A 26,174-nucleotide genomic window follows, 5' to 3' on the forward strand; every position below is an offset into this window, starting at 1 on the left:
ATTAATTAGTTGGTAAACCATATTTGCCACTTAAGATGTGTTACGGCTATGTAAAGACTCAGTACTTAAGATAGTAAAAATTAGTCGTAACACACCGTTTTTTTCTGTGCATTAAGTAACGCATTAAATCATGAGCTAAATCAGCCCAAAACTCCATTGCCCCTATCCAAAAAGCACTCTGCCTGCGGTGCAGTGGAAGTTTAGGAAGAAGTCTAAACTAGACTTTTAGCTATTCTTTAGCAGACTTGAGGATGATTTAGGTTAAAGTAGCGCAAACAAATGTATTTATGAGGTGAAAGCTTATGCGCCTTTTTGTTTGTTCTCTTTTACTAGTCCTCAGCCTATTATTCTCATTTACGCCACTGGTAAAATCGGCGACACCTTCTTCTGATATTGAGGAATATCTGATAAATGCTCAATTTCAGGAGGGAGAAGCAGCTTTTACAGCTAAACTTCAAGAAAACAACAATGATGACTTGACGCGATTTAAGTTGGGCGTTGTGCAGTTGATGGGTGCAACTCAAAGGTTAACCCAGTCGCTTTACCGTTATGGTGTGCAGCAAAATTTTGTTACTCAGTTTTTCCCAATTTTACGTCTGCCTGTACCGATAAATCCTAAACCAGAGCCAGTCACTTATCAAGATACAAGAAATGTTTTACAGAACTTACTCAATGATTTAACTCAAGTCAAGAATACCCTGGAACCAATCAAAGATAATCAAGTTAAGCTACCGCTAAGGCTGGGTTTAACAAGGTTGGATATCAACGGAGATGGTAAGTTAGTAGAGGATGAGTCTTTCTGGAAGACTTTTAGCTTATTGACAGGGATACCAGCCAGCGAAAAAGCTGCCCAAAATTTAGCGATCGCTTTTGATGCGGGTGATGTAATTTGGCTAAGGGGATACTGCAATTTACTATCTGCGATCGCTCAGATCGTTTTAGCTTACGATGAAAGTAAACTTTTTGATGCCACGGCTCATCTAATTTTTGCTCAACCAAAAACCCCCTATCCCTTTCTGGTTGAGGGTAGAAGCCCATCTGGTAGTTTTGACTTTGATATTATTACCGACATCGTTGCGTTTGTTCATTTAATGAATTTTCCCGTGGCTGAACCAGAACGTTTAACCACTGCAATGGAAAATTTACGCACAGTCACAGCCTTAAGTCGTCAATCTTGGGATTTGATTTTAGCCGAAACTGATAATGACCGGGAATGGCTACCCAATCCTCAACAAAAAGGGGTAATTCCCAATGCAGTCGTTACTAAACCCATGATTGATGAGTGGCTGAATTTTTTAAATGAGACTGATGCGTTATTAACAGGTCAAAAACTAGTCCCACTCTGGAGAAAACGCGAAGTTAGAGGTATTAATCTCAACAAGGTCTTTACTCAGCCGCAAACCTTTGATTTAGTTTTATGGGTGCAAGGAACTGCCCCTGCACCTTATTTAGAGTTAGGTAAACTCACAGATACAAATACTTGGTTGCGGTTGTTAGAAGTGTTCCGAGGGCAATTCTTCCAGTTCGCAGCTTGGTTTAATTAATCCCAAATTTTAGCCGAAGTAGAGATTTTGTATACAAAGTCTCTACTTTGAAGCGTAGATAACTTCTATAGAGTCGAAAGTTAAAAATTTCGTGCTGTTTCAGTAAAAGTTTTGTATAGCTCAACAGGAATGTTCACCAAAGTTAACAAATTTATGCTACGCAATGTTACTGTATTTGTATTGCGTTATCCTTGACTAAACTGTATTTGTAAAACTTTAACCACAATAGTAAGTGTATGAACTAAGTTCTTCACAATACCTGTGTACTGAAAATTGACTAACGTATTAGTTAGTTAGTCAAGTCCAAAATTTGCCAGGGCATAGCAACAGACAAGGTAACTTATAAGCATTCCCAGCATCTTTACCACAATTGCGAAAATAGTTTTTACTGCATCAAAACCCAGTCGTTTAATTTACAAACACTATGCTGAAGTCAGAAAAACACCCTTACCTGTCACAAGCTAAATCTGCTCAGTTTAACAACAATGATGATGACGAGTTGCATATAGGTCAGATTTTTGCCATTTTGCGTCGTCGATTGCTGTTAATTTCTGGAATAACTGCTTTAGTAGCTACAGCAGCAGTGTTAAAGGCCGAAACCGACCCTCCAGTATATCTCGGCTCGTTTGATATTTTAACGAGGCAGGTAACGGGTGAAACTAAGGTAATAGCTAGTGTGCCTCAAACAATTTCTGATGAAGACGCAACTCCTAGTGTTTCGGTATCATCAGGCAAGGGTGGAAGCAACGGTAATACCACAATTCAAGTCTTACGTAGTCCCAGAGTACTTGATCCGATTGTGGAAAAGCTTAAGCCCAAATATCCATACATTAATTATAATTTGCTAGTTTCTGGCTTAATTATCGGCTCAGAATCACCAGACATTTTAACTGTTCAATATACGCACCCAGACAAACAACTAGTAAGTGATGTTTCTAAGCTACTAGCTGATGCTTATTTAGCTTATAGTTTACAAGAACGTCAGTTAGATGTTGATCAAGCAATTGAGTTTGTTGATAAACAAAGACAGCCAATAGAAGCGAGAGTCAAATATTGGCAAAATCAACTCCGCAATTTACAAGTAGAAAATAATTTAATTGATCCAGCCCAAAGAGCGCAAGAATTAGCTGGTCAACTGGCTGGGTTGCGACAACAGCGCATCGAAAATCGCCTACAACTAGAACAATTAGTCGCCAGATATCAGGATTTACAAAGAGAATTAGCCAGAAACCCTGGTGAAAAAGCAGGTAATTCTTTACTGAGTGAAAATGGGCGTTATCAAAAGATACTAGATCAAATCCAAGCCGTTGATATTGAAATTGCCCAAAAGGCAGCAGTATATACACCAGATAACCCAGCTATGGTGACGCTAACAGATAGGAGAGCTTATTTGCTTCCTTTATTGGCTGGTGAGGAAATGCGTCTGCAAAAAGAATTGCAAAGCCAAATTCGGTCTGTTTCCGCCCGTGATAAATTTTTGTATGACAAAATCACAACTCTGAATAACGATGTCAGATACTTAGCGACTCTGACTCGTACCTATAGTAATATTCAGCAACAATTAGAAATTTCTAACAGTTCTCTGACGCAATTTACTACTAAACAACAAGCACTAGAAATTGAAAAAGCTCAAAAACAACAACCTTGGCGATTACTTGATCCTAAATTAGCATCAGTTGATAAACCAAGTGCAATTTCTAACAATGCCAAGCTAAACTTAGCTATTGGTGGCATTTTAGGGTTGGTGTTGGGTATAGGAGCAGCTTTGATTGTTGATAAATTGAGTAATATTTTCTACACTGTTCAAGAGTTGAAGAACAGTGCTAAGTTGCCATTACTAGGAATTGTACCTTTAAGAAAAGAACTAGAATCAGCACCACAATCAACTTTATCTAGAGGTTTACAACAAACTAATCGAGCTTCTTTCTTTGAAATTTACCGATCGCTCTACACCAATATCATGTTATTGGGTTCTGATGACCCGATTCGCTCGTTGGTAATTAGCTCTGCTGGCCAGGGAGATGGTAAATCTACGGTGGCTGTACATTTAGCACAGGCCGCTGCGGCAATGGGTCAGAGAGTGTTATTAGTAGACTCTAACCTGCGTTGTCCTAGTTTGCACCAGCGTCTGGGTGTATTGAATGTTCAAGGTTTGACTGATGTCATTGCCCAAGATTTAGATTGGGAAAATGTGATTGAGCGATCGCCAATAGAAGATAATCTATTTGTGATGACTGCGGGGCCGACACCTCCCGATTCTGTCAGATTACTAGCTTCTAAGAAAATGCAGGATTTAATGAACGAACTGCAAAGCAACTTTGATTTAGTAATTTATGACACTCCCCCATTGCTAGGATTTGCTGATGCTTACCTGTTAGCATCTAACACCAATGGTATTGTTATGGTAGCTGGCTTGGGTCATTTGAAACGTACTGCCCTCAAGCAAGTATTAGAAGAAATTCAAATTTCTGGTACACCCCTGTTAGGGATGATAGCCAACAAATCAAAAGATTCCACACCTGTTTCCCATGACTACTATCAGCAATATTACAAAAAGAGTACCAGTGCTGAAATTGTCGAAGTAGAAACACCAAATAGCGACGAACAAGCTAACTCTGTTTTTAGAGGCATCAGACGACGCTAAATTAAAGGTTGTCATTAGTCCTTTGTCCATACCCATGACTAATGACAACTTCAGCAACTATTTACGCATCTGGCGATTTTAAAGCTTGGTCTAAGACTTGCCTCGCCTGTTCTGCTTTAGCTCGTGCTTCTTGGTAACGCAGATTTGCTTGAGCGAAATTTTTCAGAACTTTAAAGCCTTCTTTCAGACGCGTAATTTCTTCTTCGGTGACAGAGTTATCAGAGAACAAAATATCAACAGCTTTGCGAAGTTCTAAGGCTTCCGTGCGGGATTCTTGCACTTTTAACTTGAGTGTCGCTAAATTACTTAACACTTGGACTGCTTGAGTAATAGCATCTTCACTATTGTTATGGTCACTGGTTGATTCTTTGACCTCAATTAATTGTTGCGGGCCGAATCCTTCTTCTAATTCCGTGGGGAGTTTACCCGCATCCATCAGTTCCATCAACTGATCCATTGCTTTATCACGAGCTTTAGCAGAATCTTTGCCAGGAACGGAAAGGATAATTTCTGGGCTTTGGGCGAGAGTGTACTGAACCATATTTGAGGACAGAAAATTTGCTGATTAACCAAGCCAAGGCAAATAATTTTAACATGGTAAAAGTGGCGATTAATATCTTTTAGATTGAAAAATTAATTATTCTTGTTGTTGGTTGGGTGAATCAATCAGGAGTTAATCAGTATTCTTTCAAGTCTCCAAAAATAAAACTTTATACTAGAGAAAGATAGAATAAATTGAAACAGGAGGGGAGAGCGATGGCTCCAAATCCAGCGATCATGAATGCTGTGGAGCAACTGGGTTATCGAGTTACCATTGGTGATGTTGCCACCCAAGCAGGCTTAAAAATTGCAGAAGCCAATCAAGGTTTATTGGCTTTAGCTACTGATGCTGGTGGACATTTGCAAGTAGCAGAAACAGGTGATATTGTTTACCTATTTCCACAAAATTTTAGAGCAATTTTACGGAATAAATATTTTCAGTTACGTTTGCAAGAATGGTGGCAAAAAATTTGGAAAGTTCTTTTCTACCTGATTCGCATTTCTTTTGGGATATTTTTAGTTGTTTCGATCGCGCTAATTACTATTAGCATCATTATAATTATCACTGCGGCTAATTCCGATCGCGATAACGACAACCGAGGTAGTAGCGATCGCGGCGGCGGCTTCTTCTTTTTCCCCGATTTATTTTGGTATTTTAGTCCCAACTACTACGATACTTCCTACCAACAAAGGCGACAAAACAGCCGCCAAGGTAGAGGTAGTGAAATGAATTTCTTTGAAGCGGTGTTTTCCTTTTTATTTGGTGATGGTAATCCTAATGCCAAATTAGAAGAACGCCGTTGGCAAGAAATAGCCACTGTCATTCGCCGTCAGGGTGGTGCAGTGGTAGCAGAACAAATTGCGCCATATTTAGATGACCTTGGCCCCAGTTATAGACAAGAGTACGAAGATTATATGCTGCCTGTACTGTTGCGCTTTAACGGGGAACCAAAAGTGAGTTCCCAAGGGGAAATAATTTACTATTTTCCCGAATTACAAGTTCAAGCCAGTCAAAAAAATCGTCAGTCAGTACAACCTTATTTAGAAGAATCACCTTGGCGTTTTAGTCAAGCTGATTCTGGACAAATTATGCTAAGTGCTGGCTTAGGAGTCCTCAATTTTGTCGGTGCTTTAATCCTGGGAAATTTAATCAGAGATGGGATTGCGGCTGCACAATTAGGCGGATTAGTTGCTTTTGTCCAAGGAATTTATTGGCTGCTGTTGGCTTATGGTATAGGATTTTTGGGCGTACCACTAGTACGTTATTTCTGGATTCAGTGGCGTAATCAAAAAATTACAGCACGTAACCGCGATCGCTTATCTCGCGCTAGACTATTAACCGATCCAGATGGAAATTTACAGCAAAAAATTGACTTTGCTCAACAGTTTGCCACTGAAAAAATCATTGAAAACAAAGATTTAGTCTACACCACCGAAACCGACTTATTAGAACAGGAAATTCAGAACTCTGCCCAAATCGAAGCTGCTAAAGATGGGGAGTCGGGAGTCGGGAATAGGGAGTAGGGCTAAGATGGGGAGTGGGGAGTAGGGAATAGGGAATAGGGGTATATATATTACGCCACACACCCTTGCACCCTTACACCCAATCTTCATAGACAATAGTCCTGTCCCACTCCCCACTAACTACTCCCTCATTACTTCGCTTTAATCGGTGTGAGGGCTACACCTTGATAATAATGACCCAAAATTTGCAGGTGAGTAATGCCGCGTCGAGCTAGGTTGTATGCTCCCCATTGGCTCATTCCTAATCCATGACCAAAGCCTAAGCCTTGCAGCACAAAACTACCATCTGCACTTTTACTGACATTAAAACGAGTACTTCTTAGCTTTAGTGTAGTACGTACCGCCTCACCTTCTAAGACTTTTGTACCTTTATCGCCCACAATTTTTAAAGCTTTGACACTGCGGAAAGGTGAGAATTTTTCGGGAATGATTTCCTTAACATTGCCGACACCAGAAATTCTGGCGCTAATTTCCGCAGGGGAAAAAGTTTTTACCCAATTGCATTCTTTGACATCTTGATCGTAGTCCTGCACAGCCCGCAGGTAAGGCAAAGTATTTCCCCAGACATCTTCCACATTTTCGGTATGTCCGCCCGAACAAGCATGGAAAACCGAGAGAATAATTTTGTTGTTATAAGTTAGGACTTGTCCCGCCGTATCATCAACAGCTGCGTAAGTAGAAGGAGATTCACTCATGACTCCTTTGTAAATTTGCCAGCGATCGGGACTATCACCTAAATCGTAGATGGGGTTATTGCGTTGTTTTTCCCGTTCGTAGAGAGCGTAGGTGCGAGCTGCGATCGCTTGGGCTTTCAAAGCTTCCTGGGGCCAGCTGCTATCCATTTCGCCGCCTAGAACACTGTAGAGGTATTCTTCCGCATCTACCCAGTTAACTGCCGTTAAACCTTTTTCTGTGGGGGCAACTAAGGTTCTTCCACGATACCAGCGATCGCCAATATAAACAAATCCTTTACCAGTTGGCTCAATCCAAAATAAACCAGATTGCCACTTATCTAAAGCCACTCCCCCCGGAACTGACTGGGCGTAATAAGCACTCATCGCCGGCAATTGTCCTAAAGTCTTTCCCGTACTATCCTTTACCAAGGCAGCCGTAGAACTACCGACTTTAACTTGATTAACTCCCCTCTCAATCGCCACTCGTAAAATCACTGATGCTTGAGCAGGAGCAACCAAAACAATCCACAAGAGGATACCCATCCACCAATGCCGGAATTTAAACTGAGAAAATAAAGAGCCTAAAAACAGTTGGAATTTCATGCTGATCATCTAATCACACTAGTATCTGCTTGACGCTTTTGGCATCTACCACTCAAGATGAGACAGTTCTCCAACATAGGAGGTTGCCGCCTCCTATCAATTATGCAATGTATTTTTAGTAGGCAACCAAAAAAGCACAGAGCAGAAAATTAATGGTAAATGAATATAATTAAACCTGCTGGTGGCTTCTTACGCCATTAGCAATAATACCAATTAAATTTAAATGGCTCAAAATTTCTTGAGCTTGCATTAAATCACCTTGAGTTAGTTGACCCATTCGTCCTACCATAACAATTTCATGGCAATATCCAGCTAAAATTCTCGCATCGGCTGTACCCAAAATTGGCGGCGCATCAACTAACACTAAGTCATAGCTTTGCTCAAATCCCTTGATCAGTTCTTTCATTCGTTGAGAATTGAGTAATCTGATAGTATCATCTGGTTTTGGCCCAGCCGTCAACACATCAATTGACGGGTGAACAGGCTGGATATAATTATGAATGTGGTTGCTTGTTTCATCCAGTAATAATAGAGATAAACCCCAATCATTGGATAATTGCAGCATTTTATGTAAATGGGGATACCGCAAATTGGCATCAATTAAGAGAATGCGTCGGTGCATTCTGGCTGCACTAGCCGCCAATCCGAGTAACACAGTCGTTTTTCCTTCCCCTGATAAAGCAGAAGTAAACATCAAAGATTTAAAAGGCAAAGGAGACTTAGATATTTGCAGATTTTGATAGAGAATATCTAAGGTTTCATGACAAGGCAACCAACTGTCAGTTTCGGTAAAAGTAGAAGCAATATTATTTTGTTTATGACCTGAAATATTTGGTAGCCATTTTGTCAAGCCTCTGGGTGCTAGTTTCGGCACAGAACCTAGTAACCGTAAATTGGTTGACTGCTGTAATTCTTTTGTAGAATAAATGGTGCGGGTAAACATTCCCCAACTTAAGGCGATCGCAATTCCTAAAATTGGACTCAGTACGACACCTCCTAACAACAGTGATAATCTGTTAATTCCTGTTAGTTTGCCTAAACTCGGTTCCTCTAATACTTCCCATCCCAAACCACCTTGGGCAATTTTCAAACCCAAAGATTGTTGAGCTTGTAATAATTGTTCTAGTTGTTTACGTTTAGCCTGTACTTCTGGCAATAAACGGTTATATTGCGCTAATAAACTTGGGTATTGACTAAATTCAAATCTGAGTTTTTGTTCGGTTTCAGCTAAACTTTTTTCGTTAGCTATTAGTCCTAAAGCTGTAGTTTGGACTTGAATTAACTCTTGTAATAATTGCGGATCAGCACCTTCTGTTTGTACTGAACTATCAGTAGATTGTCTGATATCTGTTAATAATTGATTTGACTCTCTTTTTAAGAGTACTAACTGATTTTGGCGTTGTTCTTTCAGTTGTTGGATGATGGGAGACTCATTTGTATAACGTTTCTGCTCTCTAGCTAAAGCAAGTTCCGTCTTTTTAAAATCATCTAATAGTGTTTGGTAGCTACTTGATTGATTTAGTTGAGCCGCCATTCTCGCTTTGCGCGATGAAGTAGCAACTTCTTGTTGTAAGTTATTATAGCGAGCTTGGACATCTTGAATTTGGGCGCGGGTGATTTGTAGTTGCTGTTGTACCGCCGCCAAAGATTCAATTAAAATTTTGCTTTGTACTTCTGGATCAAGTAGATTATGTTTTCGGCGAAAATGCTCTAAGTTTTTTTCTGCTTGATTCACCTCTTTTTTCATTTGCGGTATACGAACATTAATAAAAGCCAGACCTTTATTTAAACGTTCTTTTTGTTGTTGGATATGATAATTTTGATAAACTTGCTGTAGTGCTTGTAAAACTTTCTGGCTTCTAACTGGATCTTCATCATTGAAGGTCACTTCTAATATTTGTAAGGGCAGATTATTAGAGATTGTTTTTTCATCTAACTTTGTGATCGAAAGCTTGGCTTGCTTGCCGTTAATATCTTCGATTGTAATATCTGGATATTCAGCTTTTAGTAAAGATACAGCTTCTGCAATGAGTTGGGGACTCAACAGCATTTTCATCTGTGCTGTGTAATCTACAACTGGTGAGTTTAATCCCACAATATCACTACCAGCAAGATTCATAATATTATTAGCTGTGTTACCTGCATTTGCATCAGCAGTCACAAGCAACTGCATAGAACTTTGGTAATTAGTTTTAGTGTTAATCGCAACTAAACTAATCACAGACATCACCGCACAAGAAACACCTAATACTAAATAGCGCCGACGACGCAAAATAGCAGATACTTGTTTAATATTAAATTTGTGGAATGGTAAGTTTAGAGTAATTTGCTGTTGATTAAAAATCATCTTAGCCTCTACGAAATATTTACTTATTTAATCAATTCACCAGAATCAAATCCAGGAATATTTTTAGTAATTACAAAAACGTTTGATTCTCATCAAGCAAAAAATCAACTTATGTAATTTAATTTGGTAGAGTTTTCGACACTTATGAATCTATGGATTCAATAAAATATTTTTTGAGCGTAAATAATTCAAAGCCAATAGTCAATACTCTCGCTAAATCTTCATTAGATGCTACTAATGAAAATTTTGCTACAACTAAGATAATTTAAATCACAATATCCTGGTAGTGATAAATAATGCTGGTATTACAGTAGCAAAATATATTGCTGTCAATTTGAGTTAAGCCGAGTAAATAACAATACTTATATATCTCACTCAAACATGAGTAAAATAAGCTTAATATCTAATATCAGACTTGGTTTGGCTAAGTAAAAAACAAAAATATTCGATGTTCAATGTTGTAAAAATATCTTTTACTAACATTTGCAAATTACAATTATTTGTATAGAAAAATATAGTAATTATCTCGAAAAAATATAACTAGTTAATAACCGTGTATTCTATTTTTTACGAGCGATCGCTAAAAAGAGTTAATTTTTAGTTATTGTGACTCATGAGTTAAGTGAAAAATTTATAAACTTACAAGATTCTTCCTGGTAAACGCTGAGGTAGCGCGTATGAACAAAATTTGGCTCGTAAATCTTGGATATCTTTACGTAGATGGAAAAGCTTTAACCCAGCCTAATTGAATAGCTTGATCTAAAACGATCGCAGCTACAATAAACCACAGCACACTTTCCCCGGCTAACACAACACCCGCCAAACTCCAGTCAAGTTCTAGCTGTGCTAACCCCCGCACTAAACCAAAAGCCATCACCCCACCAGCTTTGAGTTGCAGATTTTGGTCTTGGCGAATGATATAACGGTAAGTAACACCAAACAGTAAACCAGAGAACGTGGCGATCGTCCAACTGATCAACAACTGCCAATCCCACTTCACTTGTAAACTAATCAATATCTCAAAATATCTTGCCAACACCAGAGTGTTGAGTAAACTTGTCATCAAGCAGATAACACCCAACGTTAAACCGCCAATTATCCCTGCTTTGAGAGACTCTAAGCGTTCAGTCATCAGTAGTGGATCGGAAATTCTGTTCATTGTCTCAATGGGGAGTGGGGAATGGGGAGTAGGGAGAATCTGATTCAGACTTCACACTTCAGACTTCCTCGTATCCAGTTCCAGGTATGATAAATATTAGAGACCTTTTGTAATGATTTGCCAAATTTAAGACTATGGGAATTTTGACATTGGGATGGGTATCACTGTTAGTTGTGTTCACTTGGTCGATCGCAATGGTAGTTTGGGGACGCAACGGACTATAGGGGAATCGTGGAAAGTCCATTTCTGAGTATTCTGGCATTACTGGCGTTAGTACTGTTAATCGCAGTTACTGGTGGCGTTGGCTACTTAACCTTGGCAGACTGGCGCGATCGCCGTCTTCGGGAAGTCGAAAAACGCGAACAACGCCGCGCATCGCCCAAAAAGCGATAATGCGATCGCAGTTGAATTATTTTCTTACAGGAATGCGATATTAGCGATCGCATTCCTGTCTTGTTTGCAGGTATTTCAATGTAAATAGCGATCGCCAACAAAATTCCTGAACCATTTCGATAGTAATCAAAACTGCTTTACTAGCACCAAAATCAACTAATACAAATCTTAATTTTTATAGTGAACCTACTCTTTTACTGGTTAACTGCATAACTTATTAATCAATTTGTTAAGTTGACATAAAATCTCTTAAAATCTGTTTTGATTGTTTAAATTATTCGTATAGTTTAGGATGAAGGACTTGTAAAGATGACTTTTTGGTAATACAGATTTTTTGATTAATCAAGTCAGAGTCCTATCATTAAATTCAACTTAGAGATGATTTATTAAGTAAACCTTAAATTTTCGGCTGTGTTGTAGTAACTTGTAACGCACGAAAAAATTCTGAGCAATATTCAGACTGGATAATCAAAGCTAAAATGAGCAACTTGATTCTTACTGAGTAACTTTTAATTCACGTAAATCATCATCAATGAAGTTAGCAATAACTTGAGTCTTTGACTGTTATCTTTTTAAGAAATTAGGGAACTCTACAATAGAAGACTTTCAATATTTAAAGTCCTACCAGGAATGGAAAACTCTTACACCATAAAATCAGATTCCAAACAAACAGAATATTCATCAGAAAACCCATTCTCCTCAGTTCAGAGTGAGAAGCAAAAAGCCTTATCTGGAGTCATCGCCAGGATTCGAGAAACTTTAGACATAGATACCATATTTAAAATTACAGTTACAGAAGTCAGACAATTACTCAAAACTGATCGTGTGGGTGTGTTTCGTTTTTATCCTGAGTTGGGATGGGAGGGAGAATTCATCTATGAAGATGTCGGTTCCGAATGGGTTTCAGCACTATCGGCTAAACTACGCGATCATTGCTTTGCTGCGGAATTTGCTGGACTGTATCAAGAAGGGCGAATTCATGCAATGGCAGATATCTATCAAGCGAGTGTGAGCGATTGCCATGTCCAGATTTTAGAGCGATTCCAAGTCCGGGCTAACATTGTAGCCTCTTTAATGAAAGGCAAAGATTTATGGGGATTGTTATGTATTCATCAATGTAGTAACCCTCGCCAATGGGAAGAATCAGAAATTGAGTTTGTGCAACTTATCGCCGCACATTTAGGCGTTGCTTTACAACAAGCCAATTATCTTGAACAAGTAAAAATACAATCAACACAACTAGCACAAGCACAAGCCAGGGCAAAAGCAGCAGAATGGCAAAAAACCATTGCCATCACCGTCGAAAAAATTCGTCAATCTCTAGATTTAGACAGCATTTTCCACACCAGCACAGTCGAAATCAGACAGTTACTAAATGCCGATCGCGTCGCTATTTATCGCTTTAATCATGATTGGAGTGGTGAATTTGTCTTTGAATCAGTAGCCGAAGGTTGGATTTCCCTGATTGATGAACAGTCAAATCAACCAAAATTAAAAGAAAATGTCAGCGAGTGTAGCGTCAAAGATTTAGCTGAAACCCCCGTCATGGATACGTATTTACAAGATACAGAAGGGGGGATGTTTGCTAGAAGTGAAGTTTATCGTATTTGTTGTGATATTTATGATTATGGCTTCACCGACTGTTACATCAAAGTTTTAGAAAGCTATCAAGCCAGAGCTTATGTGATTATTGCCATTTACCACGGTCAAAAACTGTGGGGTTTATTGGCAGTTTATCAAAACTCCGATCGCCGCGATTGGCAAGAAGATGAAGTCTACTTACTCACCCAAGTTAGTACTCAACTAGGTGTCGCCTTACAACAAGCCGAATTTTTACAACAAATGCAGCTGCAAGCAGCAGAACTGAGTAAAGCGGCTGAACGTCAAAGGGCGCTGGCAAATACCGTCGAAAAAATTCGCCAATCCCTAGATATTGACGCAATTTTTAAAACCACTACCCAAGAAGTGAGAAGACTTTTGGATGTGGAAAGAGTCGCAATTTATCGCTTTTACCCTGACTGGAGTGGTGAATTTGTCGCTGATTCAATTGTGGATGGTTGGACACCAGTTGTTAAACCCCAGCCAGTGACAGAACGTGTCTTATTAAAAGAAACCCAAGCTGGTAAATATCCTCGTCATGAAGTGTTTGTGCCAATATCCCAAGGCGAAAAGTTATGGGGATTGTTGGTAGCTTATCAAAACTCCCACCCTCGTTATTGGCAAGATGAAGAAATCAACTTACTCGCGCAGGTTGGTATACAGTTAGGCGTTGCATTACAGCAAGCAGAAGCTTTAAAACAAGTGCAGTTGCAAGCTGAACAACTAGCAAAAGCAGCTGAACGCGAACGCAAAGCCGCCCAAAGAGAAAAAGCCTTAGCCACTACAGTCGAAAAAATTCGGCAATCTCTGGACTTGAACACCATTTTTGTCACCAGTACCAAAGAAGTGCAGCGATTGTTAGAAGTAGATCAGGTGACAATTTATCGTTTTCGTCCTGATTGGAGTGGTGAATTTGTGGCTGAGTCAGCCGCCCCAGGCTGGGCTTCAGTCCGTAAACTTTTAAGTGTGATTGCCAATGATTACTTACAAACAACCCAAGGCGGAGATTTTGCTAAAGGACACACTCTGGTAGTCAGAGATATTTATAACAATCAAGAGGCTCACAAATATATATCTTTGAGTCAGTTAATGGAAGCGCGTTCTTATATGATTGTGCCGATTTTCCAAGGTGATAAACTTTGGGGATTACTAGCGGCTTATCACAACACAGCCGCCCGCAATTGGAAAGAAGATGAAATCGATTTATTAGTACAAATTGGTAATCAATTAGGTGTCGGACTCCAGCAAGCAGAATTATTAGAACAAACTCAAAGGCAAAAAGAAGAACTCCGGCAAACTCTCCAAGAATTACAGCAAACTCAAAGCCAGTTAATTCAAAGTGAAAAAATGGCTGGGTTAGGGCAACTAGTTGCAGGTATAGCCCACGAAATTAATAACCCAATTAGTTTTATTTTTGGCAATATTAGTTATTTACACGACTATACTGAAGACTTACTCACCTTGCTGGGGATGTATCAGAAACATTATCCCAGAGCCAAAGCCGAAATTAGAGAATTTGGTGAAAAAATAGATGTAGATTTTATTACTAATGATTTGCCAAAAATGCTCAACTCCATGACAATGGGAGCAGATAGAATTTCGCAATTGGTTTTATCTTTACGCACCTTTGCCAGATTGGATGAAGCAGAAAAAAAACCTGTAGATTTGCATGAAGGAATTGAAAGCACTTTGTTGATTCTGCAACATCGCCTGCAAGCAAATGAAAATTCTTCAGGAATTGAAATTATTAAAGAATATAGTGAATTACCCCGTGTAGTTTGCTATGCAGCGCAGATGAATCAAGTCTTTATGAATATTCTCAATAATGCGATTGATGCGCTCGAAGATGCGGTGACAAACGGCAAACTTATAGACAAGCCAAAAATTTGGATTCGGACAAAAGTTATAGAAGAAAATACTATTCAAATCAAAATTGCGGACAATGGTTGTGGTATTCCCCATAATTTGCGATCGCGCATTTTTGAACCATTCTTTACCACCAAGCAACCAGGCCAAGGTACAGGTTTAGGTTTATCCATCAGCTACCAAATTGTTGTAGATAAACATGGTGGTAACATCAAGTGTGTTTCTCCACCAGGAAAGGGTTGTGAGATGTTAATTGAAATTCCTCTGTAAGTATTTTGGTACAAATTAGGCTAAATAGTTATGGTCTTCATTTGTCATTGGTAATTAATTTGTAATTGAGAAATACACAGGACTTATGCACAAAGATTATTCGTGGAGATTGGGTGTAAGGGTTTGGGGTGTAAGAATTTTGAATAAGTACACACGCCACTTGGCTCAAGTCGGGAAACCCGCCCACGCCAGTGGCTCCCCTATACCCCTGAACCCCTACACCCTCACCAAAACCCTTGATTTTTCGTTTTGATGCGTAAGTCCTAATACAGATGTAGGAACCCAACAAATTTTTAATCATGTTGGGTTTCATACTGTCAAATCAACATTGAGTTTTGAGCTTACCAATCAAGGTATTGAGATTGATTTGGCTAGGCCAGCCTAGAGGAAGATTACTGGAATTGTACCCGCGATCGCGTAAATCTTGAATATAGCGATTACGAATATAAGTAGTATCAAAGTTACCCAAACCATTAAAATATACATCCGTTAGGTGAGCCGGATCTAAAGCCATTTCACCTCTATAAACTGCGCCATCATTGGAATCATCCCAACCCCAAGGTGTATTGGCAGAATTATTGCTACAAGTTGGTAAACCAGCACCACAACCACCGCTAGAATCTCCTCTGAATGTTCCCCAGTTGGCATAAGTTATCCCTGTAGAATTAGAGGCTTGATTTAACTGATTTTGCCACAAACCACCAGAGGCAAAGACATCAATTAAGGAATAAAGTACACTGCGATCGTTACCCGATGCGGGTACTTCCGCAGTAGTTTTAGAAGGATAGTAGATAATGCCATCTGCACTGCTGTTTCCATCAAAATTTCCGGCGTAAGGCCAAGCTTTCAAGCCATGTCCTTTGGCTTCCTGAGTCGTCAACGGATGCAGAGAACCGTTATAACTACTTAGCGTCAGGCTTCCATCAATACTTTCGGAACCATTTGTTAAAGGACTACCACTGGGCGTAAAGGAATAAAAGTCGGTATGAAAGACAGTGACAACACCTTCGAGTTTGCCATAAGTAGAACCATCCTTACGCACGATCGCCAGTAAACCTTCTAAATCATTTTCATGTTCTTGATCAAAAGGAGTATCAGTCCAATCTTGGGGATGGAAAAAAGAATAGGTGATAAATCTGTGAGTACAAGTCTCAGCCACAGAATAGTAAGCATAAGCATTTAAGGGATAAGCCGCCAGATTATCCCAATTATTTGTTCCGAGCCAATCTCCGTCATAGTTAAACCGCGTAATATAGTCACCGCTATATTTGGTACTGTCCGTATCTTGATAGTGAATTGGCGCATGATAAGCCGCTAAATCTAAATCAGTGGGAGTTTGGGCAATTCCTTTCAACTCTGTTAAAGTCCCAAGGGCAATTGCTACTATCATCCCCATCGCCATCAGCAAAACTTTTTTCCAAATCATCTATTCTCACCCTGAATGATCAATCAAACTCAGGATGACAGCAGATATTTAAGAACTGATTTGAATCAAGTTAAAAATATCTAAAAATACAGGAGACTAGTGGGCAGTTGATGGTAAAAGTATGAAAGCTAAAGTTTCTGGAAAAAATCACACCAGCCACAAGCTGTCGCCTAAATAATATTAGTCAGTAATCTTAAACATAAAAAAAGGTAGAAAAATCTACCCTTTCAATTACTGGGGCGCTAGGATTCGAACCTAGGGATGGCGGGACCAAAACCCGCTGCCTTACCACTTGGCGACGCCCCATCGCTTCACCTCTGTTAATATAGCAGTCCGAGGTGGGTGAGTGTCAAGTGTTTTGCTGGGAAATTTTGGAAAAACCAGGACTGACACACCAAGATAGTCGTGTTAAGAATGGGTGTAAGGGCTTCGCTATGAGCATCAGCCGAACGGCGTAGGAGGGTGTAAGGGTTTAATATTTTTTATTCACCCACCTACACACAAACTTCCATCCCCTTTGTCTCCCTTGTCTCCCTTGTCTGTTTCGTTCACTAAGTCCCATTTCCTCTTACTTCACTCTGTCTTCTAGAGGAAAACTGTACCAGTTATACCAGTGACGAACTGCTAACCACACTGCTGACAACAAAGCTGCTCCACTTAAAGTTAAACCACTAAATGGAACTAACAATCCAAACACAGGTAACACCGCCCCAGCAATCGAACAGATAATAACTGCAATAGCAGCGATCCGGTTTGAGCCTAATCCCCAACTTAACGTGAGGAAAATCAGGGAAATCATTGTCCAGGCTAGTTCAGGATTCATGAAGCGAGCTAGGTAAGTCAAGGTTAAAATGCAGGCAAAGAACATCCCAGATGCGATCGCCACATTTTTCAAGCTCATGGGTACTGATAAATATAACAGCAAGATCCACCAGAGAAATATTGCTGGTGCTAATAATAACAACCTGGGTATAATCCCCGTATTACGGATAGGTGCAGTGTTGGTAAAAACGCCAAAGGGATTTTTTACCGAAACATTGTCATTGAATATCCAACTATACTGAGTGCTACGACCATCAGCTTTAATTTCATTAGGTACAATCCCACTGGCAAATTCCACAGGTGCAAAATTCGCCGTTGCTGTCAGGCGGAAATTAGTCAGCATTTGTCCCGTAGCATTGTAAACCCAGCGCGGCCCACTTTGAGCTTGATAGCTAACACGAAAGTTAGCAGTTTCTCCTGGTGACAAACGAAAGGGAAAGGCGTAGTCTCCAGGGTTAGGCGGTTCCAGTCGAGTCCCAGAACGTTCGACTTTGTAGTTAGCCAGCAGTGAATAGCCGTCGGGTGGTGGTGCTTCAAAGAAAAAACTTTGATTATCTTTGAGTCGATTGACGACTTTATAATCTGCACTGTAATCTATGCGATAAACGGCGCTACGACCTTGCACATCTGTGTTCTGCTCAAGTTTGACTTGAATCTGCGAGCCTGCCAAGGCCAGAAACCGGGTAACTTCCCTTGTATCATTGACCTTGACGATTTTGCCGTTGACTTGGTTGTTATAGGTGAATGGCTCTTGAATTACATAGCGGATTTGGGGTGCAACTTGTTCTAATTTATCCCCATCCACTGTTTGAGCAACTTGCACAACCTTGGCTTGTTCCCAGTGATGATAGCGATTACCTAAAGTTGAACAAAGAAAAAATCCGACTACCAATAGAACTAATACCAAGGTGAGGTGCTGTAATCCCCGTAAAATTTGGGAGTAATGCACCACCCACTGATCAAGAAAAATTACATTTTCTTGCTGATGGCGACGCAAGGCGAAACTCATAAGTGCGATCGCAATACCCAAAGCTATCACTAAAAAAACTAATAAAATTGATGCTTTGAGCAGTTGGTCGCCAAACTGGAGTAGTTCTATTGGATGAGTCAGATCAGGTAATCCAGGAATACCCTGATTAGAAGATGACATTGATATTTTTATTACAGAATTTGAAACCTCAGACTGATGAAATCTCGGAAAAGTTTCATATTATGGATGCTTACTGATTACCTTCTTTACTGGCGCTTTGACAAACAATCTCCATCGAATTAGCTTCGGGAGTTCCAGGTTGGGGTGTAATTTCTTGCTTAGTGGGTTTTTCACTAACTAACTGACCGTCTGCACTATAGTTAGCCGCAGTTTCAGAAAACAAGCGTCCCTCAGCACAAGACGCACGAAAAGTAGTTTTTGTTACACCATTACCTTGTTTTTGTAAAATCGTGTATTCACTTCCTTGCACTGATCCTGCATCTAAAATAATTGGATTACCATCATTATCAGAGCCTACTTGTATATGAAACGCTAACTGGGTATCAGTAGTTTGAGCAATAGCTGTATTACCTACTAACAATGTCATTGCTACTACAACGCCACCAAAGCTCTTTAAAAACATAGGCTGTAAATTTGTTGAACTATATATTCTTTTTTATTCACATTTACTTGATTTTTGGTGCGGTAAAATCACTGGAAAATTTGCTTATATAAATCTATTTATATGCAAAACCGCGCTATTTTTAGCAGTAAAATTGACTTTTTGATACATCTGAAATCAAGCCAAATTAAGTCTTTTTACGCAGTATTTCACATAATAAAAAAACCGTAGGGGAACTGCTACGGTTTTCTATGTAGATTACTGAACTCTAACCCTATTTGAAAAGCTGATATCTTACAACTTCAGCTCTTTACCTAATCTCTAATCTCTTGGGAAACAGTTTAACTGCTTTAGATTCATTCGTCATCACAGTCTTTACAAACGGAGTTTAGTGAAAATTTCATCAATGACTACCGTGAATTTGTATTGATTGTGTGAACTTTATGTGTTTATGTTAAGACTGATTTAAGTATTAATACTAGCTGTTATTGATTTAAGTATACTGACTTAAGTATTTTTTTTATAAAAAAGTTATCTTAAACACAAGGCTATTTACGAAAAAAATCAGTGAGCAACTATTAAAAAAGATTCATAAGTAATACCATTTCACGAAAATCTTGATACAAATTCATTGGCTTTTAATTCTTTCCCTCCTGCACCCATACCTCTTTTAACCTAGACCATGAAAAAACCCCGCCAAGTTGCCGGGGTAATAGCTGCGATAATTTTTGGGGTAGTTTGATTATTTAAGCTACCAAGTACACAGCAATGCGATCGCAGAAAATTAGACCTTGGCTTCCAAAGACTTGAGTAATTCAGTATTCACACCAGATTCACGAGTCAGGGAGATTTTACCAGTTCGGGCTATTTCCTTGAGACCAAATTTTTGTAGCACTTGGACAATTGCTACCATTTTTCCAGGGTCTCCCACCACTTCTAAAGTGAGGGAATCTTCGGCGACATCTACAACTCGCGCTCGGAAAATCTGAGCCAGTTCAATGACTTCAGAACGGTTGCTGCTACTAGCATTCACCTTCAAAAGCATCAACTCTCGCTCTACACAAGGAGTTTCCGTAATATCCTGAACTTTGAGGACGTTGACCAGCTTATATAGTTGCTTGGTGATCTGCTCGATTATGCGATCGTCACCAGCGACAACCATTGTAATGCGGGAGACTCCTCCCTGTTCAGCTTGGCCAACAGCAAGGCTTTCTATGTTATAGCCACGGCGGGCAAACAAACTAGAAATGCGGGAAAGAACACCCGCTTCGTCTTCTACCAGAACAGAAAGGGTATGTTTCATCTTTGCCAACACAGGCTCAGGTAGCATTATGACTAACGCAAACACTAGCTAATGGCTACCCTACACGTACTGTTAAATTAAATGTTTTGATAAGTGTGATTTTCTATTTTAAACTTATACCTGCACTCACTACACGTTCTACACAGAAGTTTTCGGCAAATCATACCCAAAGTGGCAAGCCTGAGCAAGACAAATCTTTTTCTTGACAGATGAAGATGATGAACAAAACCCTTTATCTTCATAATGTTATGGAATGTTCATCGGAGATTAGTATTTATGGGTTGGTTACAAAGATTATTTGGCTTAGAAAAACCACAAAATGCCCAAGTGAATCCAGCGCCGCAGCCAGTACCACAGGCGGCTAATGCTGCACCAACAGCCACTCAATCTATCCCTCCAGAACGGATTGGTTTGAATGGGGAATATGACCAAAGTGGTTTAGCCAAGCGTGTCGCCTTAGCATTTGATCAAGACAAGCAGCTTGATGATATCAATACCCTTTGGGTGGCTCAGACTGGTGGTACTGTGGTTCTCAAAGGCAAAGTTCCGAGCCAAGAGATTCTGAATAAAATGGTTTCTGTAGCTCGTGCGGTGAATGGAGCCACAAACGTGGACACGACACAAGTACAAATTGGCTAAATATGCTGCCTGGATTTTATGGCTGGCGATCGCCAAAACAGCGAGTCATCCAATCTAAAATGACTTGGTTGACTTGTTCGGGACACTCATCATGGGGACAATGCCCGACATTTTCTAAATTGAGTAGTTCTAGTTTTTCGTTGTATTGAGCAAATTGACTAGCCAATATAGGCGGTACAAATCGGTCTTTTTGTCCCCAAATTAACAGCATTGGAATTGTTAATGTTGGCAATACAGCTTTGACACTCGGACTAAAATTCACACCGATCGCCGCTTTAAATAAGGCACTAAAAGCCCGCGCCGAACCTCTATCTTGGGGAGGCCCTGCCAAAATTTCGATTAGTTCATCGGTAATGGCTTCGGGATTTGCATAAGCCAAACTCGCCCAGCGCCGCAAGACGCTGGGTTGACGCACAAACTTAAAAACTGGTTGCAATATCAATGGGGAAGCCACAAGATTTTTGATGGTTTTGACAACTGGCCGCAAAATCGGGGGTATGGCTTCTTGTTCTAATGATGGATCAGGTAAACTCATCATCACGATTCCCTTGACCATATCAGGATGCGCCGCCGCCGCCGCCAAAGAAATTAATGAACCATTAGAATTACCTATCAATACAGCAGGTTGTCTGATAAATGCTTGCCAAAACTCATACACCTGCTCAACCCAGAGTTCGATGCTGTAATTGGCTGGGGCTTTTTCGGAAGCGCCAAAACCTAGCATATCTAAAGCATAAACTGTATGAGATTCACCTAAAATTTCTAAGTTATGTCGCCAATGACCAATGGAAGCTCCAAATCCATGTAGCAAAATCAAAGGCGTTGAATTAAGGTTAGTGTCACGAGGACGGATGTAGGTATAACGTGTTTGCCAACCTCGCCAAACCCAATCTCGTTGATTACCAACTCGTTGCTGCCAGTGTATCGCTGTTGTCAAGTTTACCTCCATTGATGTTAGGGAGTGGGGAATAGGGAGTAGGGAGTAGGGAGTGGGGAGTGGGGAGTGGGGAGTGGGGAGTGGGGAGTGGAGGGGTGTGAGGGTGTGAGGGTATAAGGATTGATGGGACAACTGTATTTATTAAGCCATGCTCTAGCCTCTAGCCCCTAGCCCCTACTCCCTCACTCTAGCAAATGTATATTTATACCAATTTGTCAATAATCGAAAAAATAATTGTTAAAATGGATAACACTTCGCTTGATTGTGTAATTTAAGTTAACTATTGCAGAGAAATTCTCTTCATTATGAGTAGAATGACAAATACAGCCATTAGTAACTAGGCTATAGGTTAGTTACTACCCAAGACCCGTTGTTAAGTCCTCAGTTATTTTAAGTATTGTGCTTCTGAGGCATACCAAGCAAAACCAAACCACATTCTAAAAAGAGAGCTTCCAAAAATCATAATGCCTGTGATTGAGAAAAAAAGAACTCGCGATCTGCCCCAAATCAACGAAAGAATCCGCTTCCCTAAAATTAGAGTCATCGATACTGATGGCTCCCAATTAGGAATTATCACTCCTCAGGAAGCACTGCAATTAGCTGAAGAAAAAGAGCTAGATTTAGTGCTGCTCAGTGATAAGGCCGACCCGCCAGTTTGCCGAATTATGGACTACGGGAAATACAAGTTTGAACAAGAGAAGAAGGCGCGGGAAGCCCGGAAGAAGCAGCACACGGCCGATGTCAAGGAAGTCAAGATGCGCTACAAAATTGAGGAACACGACTACAACGTGCGTGTGAAACAAGCAGAGCGTTTCTTGAAGGACGGTGATAAAGTTAAAGCGACTGTCATGTTTCGGGGTCGGGAAATTCAACACAGTGACTTAGCAGAAGATTTACTCAAACGTATGGCGACAGACCTAGAACCCTTTGGTGAAGTGCAACAAGCACCGAAAAAAGAGGGGAGAAATATGATGATGCTGATTTCGCCGAAAAAGTAACCTTTGACTTTGCGAAACACAACGGACAATTAACTGCTGAAAACAGCATAAAGACCTAAAGGTCAAATAAGTTTATCAAAAATTGATAGTCCTGAGAGCTGAGTGGGAAACATAATACTCAGTTGCTCAGGACTCTTGCTTTTTAAGTGCTGAGAGCTGAGTGCAATTTTTAATTGAATTGTTGCAGGGTGATATCAGAAAACTAAACTGCATGGAACTGAAAAACTACTCGTTGGTTGTCAATAAAGGTGTTGTTTCACGACTGCTACAGTGGGTAAATCTGCGGCCGGAGGAAGGCGAACGGACTTTGATCATGTTTGCCTTTTACACAACTGTATCTATTGGGTTGCGATGGGCTGAGGATAGTACGGTTGCACTGTTTTTAGATCAATATGGTGCGGGGCCGTTACCTTGGATGTACATTGCTAGTGCGGCGATGGGTGCAGGGTTAGTTTTTGTTTATTCTTGGTTACAAAAGATTTTTCCCTTGCGCTGGGTGGTAGTGGCGATCGCACCTTGTATGGTTGTGCCACTAACGCTCTTGGTATTATTGCGTGAAGGATTACATCTTTCATACCTAGCAGTAGTTTTGGTGTTCATCCTGCGACTGTGGGTCGATGCACTTTATGTAGTCAACGACCTCAACACCTCTATTGTTGCTAACCAAATTTTCAACATCCGCGAAATTAAACGTACTTACCCGCTAGTTAGCAGTGGCTTATTAGTAGCGGATGTGATGAGTGGCTTTAGTTTGCCGTGGATTTTGCAATTCATCAAACTAGAGAAGGTGATCCTGATTGCTTGTGCATTGATTGTTTTAGGGTCAGCTATCTTAGCTTATTTAAGTAATCAATATCGCGCCGCCTTTCCTGATGCGCCCCAACGTCAAGTTCCCCATGAACAGGCTTCTCGATATCGGCGGATTCAAGCGCCTCTACGCCGCTACACATGGCAGTTATTTGCCTTTGTGGGGCTGTTGCAAGTTATAGGATTGTTGGTTGACTTTCAATATCTCCGCGAACTGAAATCTAATTTAGGCGATCGCGACTTGGCGAGTTTTTTAGGTCTATTTGGCGGAATCGTCGGTTTGTGTGAGTTAGCTACTCAATGGTTTGTTTCCAGCCGCCTGATTGAAAGAATTGGTGTATTTTTCACCGCCGCACTGTTACCAATTAGTGTTGGTTTCGTTGTTCCTAGTGCGATCGCTTTATTAAATTTATTCCCGGCTTTGCATTCCTATGGCATTTTTTGGGGATTGGTGGGGTTAAAATTCTGCGATGAACTGCTGCGCTACACCTTTGTTGTCAGTAGTGGGCCAGTATTATACCAACCCATCCCCGAACGCCTACGCAGCCACGCACAAGCCTTATCAGGTGGAACAGCCGAAGCAATTGCGACAGGTGGGGCGGGATTACTGATTTTGGCGACTTTGTTTGTATGTAATCGATTTGTTCCCCCTGGATTACAAGAATGGGTGTTTGTCGGCGAAACAGTATTGGCGGCTGCTACTTGTTTAAGGGTAGTTTGGGTACTGCGATCGCGTTATGTTGATTTGTTAGTTTTAAGTGCAGAACGAGGCGAACTCAGTGCTTCTAATGTTGGTTTACGTGTCTTTAAACAAGGGGTAGTCAAAGCTTTAGGCGAAAAAGGCAGTACCACAGATAAACATTCTTGTATTGAACTTTTAGCACAAATTGATCCACATGGAGCCGCCGAAGTTTTAGCCCCACTGCTGTTAAAGTTACCGCCAGAATTGCAGCGCCAAAGTTTGGAAGTCATGTTTATTGGTGGGGCGAATCCTGCTTATGCTGGGGATGTGCGGTTGGTAATTGAACAACCCCCAGAAAAAATTGATCCAGAAGTGCTGGCTTTGGCGTTGCGTTATGTGTGGCTGGCGGAAGACAATCCTAACTTGAGTCAATTAGAAGAATATTTACAGGCGCGACACCATTCTTTAATTCGCGCCACCGCAGCCGCTTTAATCTTGCGTCAGGGAACGCCAATTCAAAAGGTAGCAGCCACCAAAACACTGCAAAGAATGTTGACCCATAAACAAGAAAGAGAACGCATTAATGGAGTCAAAGCCCTTAGAGAAACAATATACCTCCAAGCCTTGCGGATTCATATCCCGAATTTATTGCAGGATGAATCTTTGCGGGTGCGCTGTGCTGTGTTGGAAATGATTGCAGCCACTCGCTTAGAAGATTACTATTCTGCTTTAATTGCCGCACTCTACTATAAATCAACTCGCACCACGGCGATGCGTGCCTTAGCCAAACTGGAAAATGATGCTTTGGATATGCTGTTGCAGTTGGCGACGGATACTTATAAGCCAGAAATAGTACGGATGTATGCGTGGCGAACCATTGCCCAAATTCCCACCCTACAAGCAACAGAAGTTCTCTGGTTACATTTAGAAAAATCTTGGGGTGCGACGAGATATCAAATTTTGCGTAGTTTACTCAAAGTCCAAAAACAACCAGAAACTAACAGCCGAGTAGACCGTTTTTATCAAACGCGAGTCGAAACTTTAATTGACCAAGAGTTGAAGTTTTTAGGAGAAATTTACGCTGCGTATTTGGACTTACAAAAACCACAAACTCTCGATAATTATGACACATCCCAAAGAGCCGCCATTGTTTGTGATTTATTACAAAAAGCGTTGTTAGAACTAGAAATTGATGGACGAGAACGGTTACTGTTGCTGTTAAAATTGCTTTATTCAGCAGAAAAAATGCAAGCCGCCGCCTTTAATTTAAGGTCTAATTCTGGGGTGAATATTGCAAGGGGTTTAGAAATTTTAGAGCATACAGTGACACTGCCCGTCAAATCTTTGTTGTTGAATATTTTAGATAAGCGATCGCACCAAGAAAAACTGCATTATCTCGTAGAAGCCGAATTGGTAAAATATGAACCAATGCCAGTCAGTGAAAGATTGCGGAGAATGCTAAGTTTAGATAATTTCCTATCTGATTGGTGTTTTGCCTGCTGTTTGCATCTGGCGCAAGTTAGCCGCATCCGTTTAACTAGTCACGAAATTTTACTAGCTTTACGTCATCCTACAGGCTTTGTGCGCGAAGCTGCGATCGCATATTTAAATGTAGTTTCCCATCGCGTGCTTTTAGAACTCCTGCCAAAATTACAACAAGATACGCATCCATTAGTAGCCACTCAAGTCAAAGAATTAATGAAAAAATACGCGACTCGTCGTCCTTCTACTAGTCACAAGGATGCGACTGTAACTAAAAACTGAGCAATTTGCGTGACAATATAATTAGTCTGCATGATGCGCCA

At 40.5% G+C, this 26,174-nt stretch carries 18 protein-coding genes and 1 tRNA gene; 9 read left to right on the forward strand and 10 right to left on the reverse strand.

All coding sequences use genetic code 11. The annotated features are described in order from the left end of the window. Positions 1-302 precede the first annotated feature (302 nt). Both H6G28_RS20235 and H6G28_RS20240 read left to right on the forward strand, forming a co-directional pair. The gene (locus tag H6G28_RS20235) at positions 303-1,544 is read left to right on the forward strand and encodes a hypothetical protein (RefSeq protein WP_190673540.1); all 1,242 of its coding nucleotides are present in this window, start codon (positions 303-305) and stop codon (positions 1,542-1,544) included. Between the two features lie 424 nt (positions 1,545-1,968). Then, positions 1,969-4,188 carry a GumC family protein gene (locus H6G28_RS20240; protein ID WP_190590641.1) on the forward strand — a complete coding sequence of 740 codons (2,220 nt, stop codon included), beginning with the start codon at positions 1,969-1,971 and terminating at the stop codon, positions 4,186-4,188. Positions 4,189-4,249: 61 nt separating this feature from the next. Here the strand turns inward: H6G28_RS20240 and H6G28_RS20245 are convergent, their stop codons facing one another. Further along, positions 4,250-4,729 (reverse strand): hypothetical protein, encoded by a 480-nt coding sequence (locus tag H6G28_RS20245; protein ID WP_190590642.1) that lies wholly within the window; start codon positions 4,727-4,729, stop codon positions 4,250-4,252. Between the two features lie 215 nt (positions 4,730-4,944). Between H6G28_RS20245 and H6G28_RS20250 the strand changes: the two genes are divergently transcribed. Continuing rightward, positions 4,945-6,252 (forward strand): hypothetical protein, encoded by a 1,308-nt coding sequence (locus tag H6G28_RS20250; RefSeq protein WP_190673543.1) that lies wholly within the window; start codon positions 4,945-4,947, stop codon positions 6,250-6,252. Between the two features lie 131 nt (positions 6,253-6,383). Here the strand turns inward: H6G28_RS20250 and H6G28_RS20255 are convergent, their stop codons facing one another. The 3 genes from H6G28_RS20255 to H6G28_RS20265 form a co-directional block, all read right to left on the reverse strand. After that, positions 6,384-7,529 (reverse strand): SpoIID/LytB domain-containing protein, encoded by a 1,146-nt coding sequence (locus H6G28_RS20255; RefSeq protein WP_190673546.1) that lies wholly within the window; start codon positions 7,527-7,529, stop codon positions 6,384-6,386. Between the two features lie 169 nt (positions 7,530-7,698). Continuing rightward, a complete protein-coding gene (locus tag H6G28_RS20260) occupies positions 7,699-9,876 on the reverse strand; it encodes a GumC family protein (RefSeq protein ID WP_190673549.1) in 2,178 nt (725 codons plus the stop codon). Positions 9,877-10,588: 712 nt separating this feature from the next. Then, entirely contained in the window at positions 10,589-11,035 is a 447-nt protein-coding gene (locus H6G28_RS20265) for a hypothetical protein (RefSeq protein WP_190673552.1), read from the reverse strand. A gap of 134 nt (positions 11,036-11,169) precedes the next feature. Here H6G28_RS20265 and petN point away from each other — a divergent pair, with 134 nt between their 5' ends. The 3 genes from petN to H6G28_RS20280 all read left to right on the forward strand — a co-directional run bounded on the left by petN (position 11,170) and on the right by H6G28_RS20280 (position 15,163). Further along, positions 11,170-11,259 (forward strand): cytochrome b6-f complex subunit PetN, encoded by a 90-nt coding sequence (gene petN / locus H6G28_RS20270; RefSeq protein ID WP_083468698.1) that lies wholly within the window; start codon positions 11,170-11,172, stop codon positions 11,257-11,259. A 7-nt stretch (positions 11,260-11,266) separates the two neighbouring features. Further along, positions 11,267-11,428 carry a hypothetical protein gene (locus H6G28_RS20275; protein WP_190590647.1) on the forward strand — a complete coding sequence of 54 codons (162 nt, stop codon included), beginning with the start codon at positions 11,267-11,269 and terminating at the stop codon, positions 11,426-11,428. A 630-nt stretch (positions 11,429-12,058) separates the two neighbouring features. After that, positions 12,059-15,163 (forward strand): GAF domain-containing sensor histidine kinase, encoded by a 3,105-nt coding sequence (locus tag H6G28_RS20280; protein WP_190673567.1) that lies wholly within the window; start codon positions 12,059-12,061, stop codon positions 15,161-15,163. Positions 15,164-15,485: 322 nt separating this feature from the next. On the opposite strand, the gene H6G28_RS20285 is transcribed toward H6G28_RS20280, so the two are convergent. From H6G28_RS20285 to ilvN, 5 genes are all read right to left on the reverse strand, one after another. Beyond that, positions 15,486-16,589, reverse strand: a complete 1,104-nt coding sequence (locus H6G28_RS20285; protein WP_190590649.1) for a hypothetical protein — start codon at positions 16,587-16,589, stop codon at positions 15,486-15,488. A gap of 234 nt (positions 16,590-16,823) precedes the next feature. Continuing rightward, positions 16,824-16,895: transfer RNA gene (locus tag H6G28_RS20290), tRNA-Gln, on the reverse strand. 262 nt (positions 16,896-17,157) lie between these two features. Beyond that, complete coding sequence (locus tag H6G28_RS20295) at positions 17,158-18,561, reverse strand: hypothetical protein (protein WP_190673570.1); 1,404 nt, start codon at positions 18,559-18,561, stop codon at positions 17,158-17,160. A gap of 70 nt (positions 18,562-18,631) precedes the next feature. Then, on the reverse strand, positions 18,632-19,024 hold the full coding sequence (locus H6G28_RS20300) for a hypothetical protein (RefSeq protein ID WP_190590651.1): 393 nt from the start codon (positions 19,022-19,024) through the stop codon (positions 18,632-18,634). Positions 19,025-19,787: 763 nt separating this feature from the next. After that, the gene (gene ilvN, locus H6G28_RS20305) at positions 19,788-20,306 is read right to left on the reverse strand and encodes an acetolactate synthase small subunit (protein WP_190590652.1); all 519 of its coding nucleotides are present in this window, start codon (positions 20,304-20,306) and stop codon (positions 19,788-19,790) included. A gap of 276 nt (positions 20,307-20,582) precedes the next feature. Between ilvN and H6G28_RS20310 the strand changes: the two genes are divergently transcribed. Beyond that, positions 20,583-20,945 (forward strand): BON domain-containing protein, encoded by a 363-nt coding sequence (locus H6G28_RS20310; RefSeq protein ID WP_190590653.1) that lies wholly within the window; start codon positions 20,583-20,585, stop codon positions 20,943-20,945. Between the two features lie 16 nt (positions 20,946-20,961). Here H6G28_RS20310 and H6G28_RS20315 read toward each other — a convergent pair whose 3' ends face one another. After that, positions 20,962-21,882 carry an alpha/beta fold hydrolase gene (locus tag H6G28_RS20315; protein ID WP_190590654.1) on the reverse strand — a complete coding sequence of 307 codons (921 nt, stop codon included), beginning with the start codon at positions 21,880-21,882 and terminating at the stop codon, positions 20,962-20,964. A gap of 464 nt (positions 21,883-22,346) precedes the next feature. Here H6G28_RS20315 and infC point away from each other — a divergent pair, with 464 nt between their 5' ends. Both infC and H6G28_RS20325 read left to right on the forward strand, forming a co-directional pair. After that, positions 22,347-22,880, forward strand: coding sequence for a translation initiation factor IF-3 (gene infC, locus H6G28_RS20320; protein ID WP_015111888.1), 534 nt, complete (start codon positions 22,347-22,349; stop codon positions 22,878-22,880). 211 nt (positions 22,881-23,091) lie between these two features. Beyond that, complete coding sequence (locus tag H6G28_RS20325; protein ID WP_190673573.1) at positions 23,092-26,133, forward strand: MFS transporter; 3,042 nt, start codon at positions 23,092-23,094, stop codon at positions 26,131-26,133. Positions 26,134-26,174 lie beyond the last annotated feature (41 nt).

The organism is Nostoc sp. FACHB-190 (assembly GCF_014696905.1).
Taxonomy (GTDB): domain Bacteria; phylum Cyanobacteriota; class Cyanobacteriia; order Cyanobacteriales; family Nostocaceae; genus Nostoc_B.